The sequence below is a fragment of the Terriglobales bacterium genome (assembly GCA_035543055.1).
GTDB lineage: Bacteria > Acidobacteriota > Terriglobia > Terriglobales > Acidobacteriaceae > JAIQFD01.
On the sequence record DATKKJ010000183.1, the window covers coordinates 1 to 4,820 of the forward strand.

Consider the following 4,820-nt stretch of genomic DNA (forward strand, 5'->3'; position numbering starts at 1 on the left):
GGGCAGATGGGCGGCGTGGTCAAGACCAAGCTGCGCAACGTGGAGAGCGGGCGCCTGTGGGAGCCGCACTTCCGCCCCGACGTCCGCCTCGAGGAGCTCGAGGTCGATCGGCAGATCATGGAGTTCCTCTACCGCGACGGCGACAACTGCTGCTTCATGAATCCCGTGAGCTTCGAGCAGGTGGAGGTGCCGCGCGCCGCCCTCGGCGCGGGCGAGAACTTCCTGCAGGAAGGGACCAAGGTGCCGGTGGAATTCTTTGAAGGCCGTCCCATCAGCCTGGTGCTGCCGGAGGTGGTGGAGATGCGCATCGCCGATACCGCCCCGCCCATGCACGCGGGTAGCGACAGCGCCTGGAAGGAAGCCACCCTGGAGAACGGGACCAAGCTCAACGTCCCGCTGTTCATCGGCCCGGGCGAACTGGTGCGGGTGGACGTGGCCAGCGGCCGCTACATCGAGCGCATCCGCCTGGAGCGCAAGAAGGGCGCCTGAGCCGCGCGGGCTGTACCCGATATCCGTCTTGTGGTCGCTGTCAGCGCCACCACAATTCGTAGGAGGGTAGGCCGTGACTTGTGATAAGTGGTGTTATCAATAGTAGTTATCGAAGGTCATTCCATCTGTGTGTCGCGGCACGTTGGTAACTTTCCCGAAAAAGAGTCGTGTGCTGAAATCAAGTCCGTTGCGGACGGACCTATGAAACGCGCCATTATCGTTGGTATCGCGGCTGTACTGCTCGCCTTGACATTGTTAAGCCTAGCCGGGTTTTTGGAATTGAAGTACACCCAAAACGGTGCCTTCGTCCGAGATTGGGCGACAAAGGGCGCGCCAGATTCCCGCGTGTATGGCGACCCAATTGAGTTCATGTTCAGATGGGTACGCTTCAACCAATTCGTCATCTCACCGGCAGTCTCCGTCGTCGTCGGACTGTTTATCGGATTCCTGTGTCGTGGACGTTTGTTATTGCTGGTCATCATTGGCGTGTTGCCGATTGTGGTCGTCACCTACTCGTCTGACCTTCTATCGGTTGTCTCAGGGGCGCTGTGTTTCGGTTTCGGGTGGCTGGCGGCTAGGTCGAGCCAAGTACTGACGAGTCGCAGAACTAGGGCGCAGATCACTTCCGAGTCGGGTAACTGTTGATAAATTCCCTTAGCACAAGGGGCGTTTTTCCTTCGCCACCTTCAGCCCTGAGATGGCGGTATGTAGTAGTTCGCCTGCCAGGTGTCACCGTTCCCGGTCGCGCGAAACCGGCTCGCCGGTCAACTGTGCTGCCGCCCCGGGTGGGGCGGCAGGAAAATAGCCCGGCAGTTTACTGCCGGGTACGAGTGCGATTTTGGTTGCGAGCCCCGTGGGGGCGACTGAGGTCGAGCGGGGTTTCAAACCCCGCGATACCTCAGCCGTCCCTACGGGACTTCTGTCGTGAACGCAATGCGTACCCGCCAGTGAACTGGCGGGCTACTCTCATTCTGCGCCTGACGGCGCGTGTCCTCGCCTAAGCGGGATGGGTGTCGGGACTGGCGTCCCTCCGCTGGACTGCATCTGTGCTGCCCACATCACGAAGGTCCCTCGGTCATCCCTAAAGGGATTCCCTCGGGATGACAAGAAATGGCGGGTTGGCGCGGGCGCAATGAGCTCAGCGCTCGCGGTCGCGCGCGGGCTCGCCGCTCAGCTCGCGTACCTTCTCCTTCAACACGCGCACGTCGCGCATCAGGTCCTGGATCTCGGCATCCACCGGGTCCTCGACCTTCTTGGGGTCGTCGATGACCACGCGCTTGCCGTCCTGCAGCACCACGTGTCCAGGCACGCCGACCACGGTGGAGTTGTCGGGCACATCGCGCAGCACCACCGAGCCAGCGCCCACCCGGCAGTTCTCGCCGATGGTGATGTTGCCCAGGATGCGGGCGCCGGCCCCGACGAAGACGTTGTTCATCAGCGTGGGATGGCGCTTGCCCCTCTCCTTGCCGGTGCCGCCCAGGGTGACGCCCTGGTAGAGAGTGACATCGTCGCCCACGATGGCGGTCTCGCCGATCACCACCCCCATGCCGTGGTCGATGAACACGCGCCGCCCGATCTCCGCCCCGGGATGGATCTCGATACCGGTCCAGAAGCGCGAGACCTGCGACAGGAAGCGGGCCAGCCAGCGCAGCCCGTGCACCCACAGCCAGTGCTCCAGGTGGTGCGACCAGAGCGCGTAGAGTCCGGGATAGCAGGTCAGGACCTCGACGTAGGAGCGCGCCGCCGGGTCGCGCTCGAATACGGAGCGGATGTCTTCGCGAACAGCACGCAAGAAGCCGATCATGACACCGCCGCTGCTTCCATCTGCAGCGCCTCCTGCCGCAGCGCGTCGAAGAGCACGCTGGTGAGGTAGCGCTCGCCGAAATCCGGCACCACCACCACGATCAGCTTGCCCGCGCTCTCCGGGCGCTGGGCCACACGGACTGCCGCCGAAACCGCGGCCCCCGACGAGATACCCACAAGGAGCCCTTCTTCTTTGGCTAGACGCCGCGCCATCTCGATGGATTCATCATTGGTGACGGTGACGATCTCGTCGATGTAATCGCGGCGCAGGATGTCGGGCACGAAGCCGGCGCCGATGCCCTGGATCTTGTGGGGCGAGGGCTGTCCGCCGGAGAGCACTGCGCTGTCCACCGGCTCGACCGCGATCGCCCGAAACGACGCTTTCTTCGGCTTGATGTACTGGCAGACGCCGGTGAGGGTCCCGCCGGTGCCGATACCGGAGACCAGGATGTCGACCGCGCCGTCGGTGTCGGCCCAGATCTCGGGGCCGGTGGTCTCGAAGTGGATCTTGGGGTTCGACGCGTTGCCGAATTGGTCGAGGATGACTGCGTTCGGCGTGGTCTTCTCAATCTCCTGGGCCTTGGCGATGGCGGCTTTCATGCCCTTGGGGCCGGGGGTGAGCACGATCTCCGCGCCCATAGCGCGCAGCAGCACCCGCCGCTCCAGGCTCATGGTGTCGGGCATGGTCAGGATGAGGCGGTAACCGCGCACCGCGGCCACGAACGCCAGCGCGATGCCGGTGTTGCCGCTGGTGGGCTCCACCAGCACCGTCTTGCCCGGGGTGATGCGGCCGGAGCGCTCGGCGTCCTCGATCATGCTGACGCCGATGCGGTCCTTCACGCTGTTGCAGGGGTTGAAGCTCTCCAGCTTGGCCAGCACCCGCCCGCTACAGTCCCCGGTCACCCGGTTCAGTTGCACGAGCGGGGTGCGTCCGATGAGCTGGGTGACGTCGCGGGCGATGCGCATAGCGGGCCTCCGGCGCGGTTTTCTTCCGGCCAGAATACGCTACCGGATGGGTGAACGTCCTGATGTGACCGAGGTCACACCGGGCTACAGTTGCCCCGCCTCCAGCGCCTCGCCGCTCTTCCAGTTGGCCTTGAACTGGCGCGACACGGCGGCAGCATCCTCTTCGCGGCCCTGCGCCTTGAGGGCGTGCATTAGCCCGAAGAGGGAGCGCGGGTTGCGCGGATGCTGCTCCAAGTCCTGGCGGAAGACTTTCTCCGACTCCGCCGCCTGTCCGGCCTGTAACAGCACAGCGCCCAGGGTCTCGCGTACCGGCGCGATCCAGTCCGGAGGCTCGGTGTAATCCATGCTGTCTTCCAGCGCGACGGCTTCGCGCAGGTGCGCGGCGGCCGCGCGGTAGTCCTTCTTCTGCTCGGCGATGCGGGCCTCGATCATGTGAGCGGCGATCTTGGGCATCTTGCCCGCATTTTCCGGCCCTACCGAATTGGTGGGAATCTTCGCCATCTCCGGGGCCGCCTTGCTCAGGCCCTCCAGCTCCGCGCGCGCTTTGGCGTCGTTCCCTTGCGCCGCGAACGCCATGCCGCGCGCGTAGTGCCACATGCCGGTGGTGACCGGCAGGCTGGCGTCGGGCTGCGCCAGCTTCAGGATCCCGTCCCAGCGCCGGAAGCGCACCATGATCTGCAGCGGCACTGCGTTGAAGCCGTCGAGCATCGGCATCTGCTTCAGGTGCGGGGCCACGTGCTCCTGGATGCGCTTCGAGGCCGCCATCGCCTCATCGTATTTCCCCATGATCGCGCTGGAGACGGCGATGAAGTGCAGGTTGTGGGTGTAGTACATCATCGGGTAGATGCCGGCCTGCTGGTGGGATTGGCGGAAGAACGCCTCGTCGGCGGCCGCCGCCTTCTTGTTGGTCTCGGCCGAGGCTTCCTGGAAGCCGGTGCGGATGTAGATGTGCGCCGGCATGTGCACCAGGTGTCCGGCGCCCGGCGCCAGGTCGGCCAGCCGGCCCGCGCTCGCCATCGCGCGCTCGGGGCTGCGCGACGCTTCCACCGCGTGGATGTAGAAGTGATTGGCACCGATGTGCTCGGGGTCGCGCCGCAGCACCGATTCCAACGTGGCGATGCACTCCTCCGTTCCGGGCGCGGGCGTGCCGTCGGGGTTCCACAGCTTCCAGGGACGCAGGTTCATCAGGCTCTCCGCGAACAGCGTGGCCACGTCGAGGTCGTCGGGATAACGCTTCACCAACTCGCGCATGGCGTTGCTGAAATCCACCGCCAGCGGCATCAGGTTGCCCTTCAAATCGTTGGTATAGCGGCGGGCGAGCGCCTCGATGTAGGCGCGTTCGTTGGCGGGGCCGCCCTTCGATAGCTCCAGCGCTTTCTGGATGGCGTGGTACGCCTGCAGTTCGCGTTGCTCGTCCACCGGCAGGTTGTAATTTGGGCCCACGGCGTAGGCGATGCCCCACTGCGCCATGGCCATCTTGGGGTCGAGTTCGGCGGCGCGCTGGAATGACTTCAGCGCCTCATCATGATTGAAGCCCCACAGGAAGTTCATCCCCTGGTCGA

Annotated in this window: 5 protein-coding genes; 2 read left to right on the top strand and 3 right to left on the bottom strand. The window is 64.8% G+C overall.

The window, feature by feature from the left end; translation table 11 throughout:
- Nucleotides 1-489: hypothetical protein (locus VMS96_12090; protein HVP44165.1), on the top strand; the 489-nt coding region annotated here is incomplete at its 5' end.
- A 201-nt stretch (nt 490-690) separates the two neighbouring features.
- Nucleotides 691-1,134: a hypothetical protein gene (locus VMS96_12095; GenBank protein ID HVP44166.1), complete on the top strand. Its 444-nt coding sequence runs from the start codon at nt 691-693 to the stop codon at nt 1,132-1,134.
- A gap of 493 nt (nt 1,135-1,627) precedes the next feature.
- On the opposite strand, the gene cysE is transcribed toward VMS96_12095, so the two are convergent.
- From cysE to VMS96_12110, 3 genes are all read right to left on the bottom strand, one after another.
- Complete coding sequence (gene cysE, locus VMS96_12100) at nt 1,628-2,293, bottom strand: serine O-acetyltransferase (protein ID HVP44167.1); 666 nt, start codon at nt 2,291-2,293, stop codon at nt 1,628-1,630.
- Nucleotides 2,290-3,258, bottom strand: coding sequence for a cysteine synthase A (gene cysK, locus VMS96_12105; GenBank protein ID HVP44168.1), 969 nt, complete (start codon nt 3,256-3,258; stop codon nt 2,290-2,292). The genes cysE and cysK overlap by 4 nt, the downstream gene beginning before the upstream one ends.
- Nucleotides 3,259-3,342: 84 nt before the next feature.
- The coding region (locus VMS96_12110; GenBank protein ID HVP44169.1) for a hypothetical protein at nt 3,343-4,820 on the bottom strand (1,478 nt) is incomplete at its 5' end.

Bases quoted from the DNA above. Each gene is read 5' to 3' on its own strand.
- cysK (HVP44168.1), bottom strand. From the start codon at position 3,258: ATGCGCATCGCCCGCGACGTCACCCAGCTCATCGGACGCACCCCGCTC.
- VMS96_12095 (HVP44166.1), top strand. From the start codon at position 691: ATGAAACGCGCCATTATCGTTGGTATCGCGGCTGTACTGCTCGCCTTG.
- cysE (HVP44167.1), bottom strand. From the start codon at position 2,293: ATGATCGGCTTCTTGCGTGCTGTTCGCGAAGACATCCGCTCCGTATTC.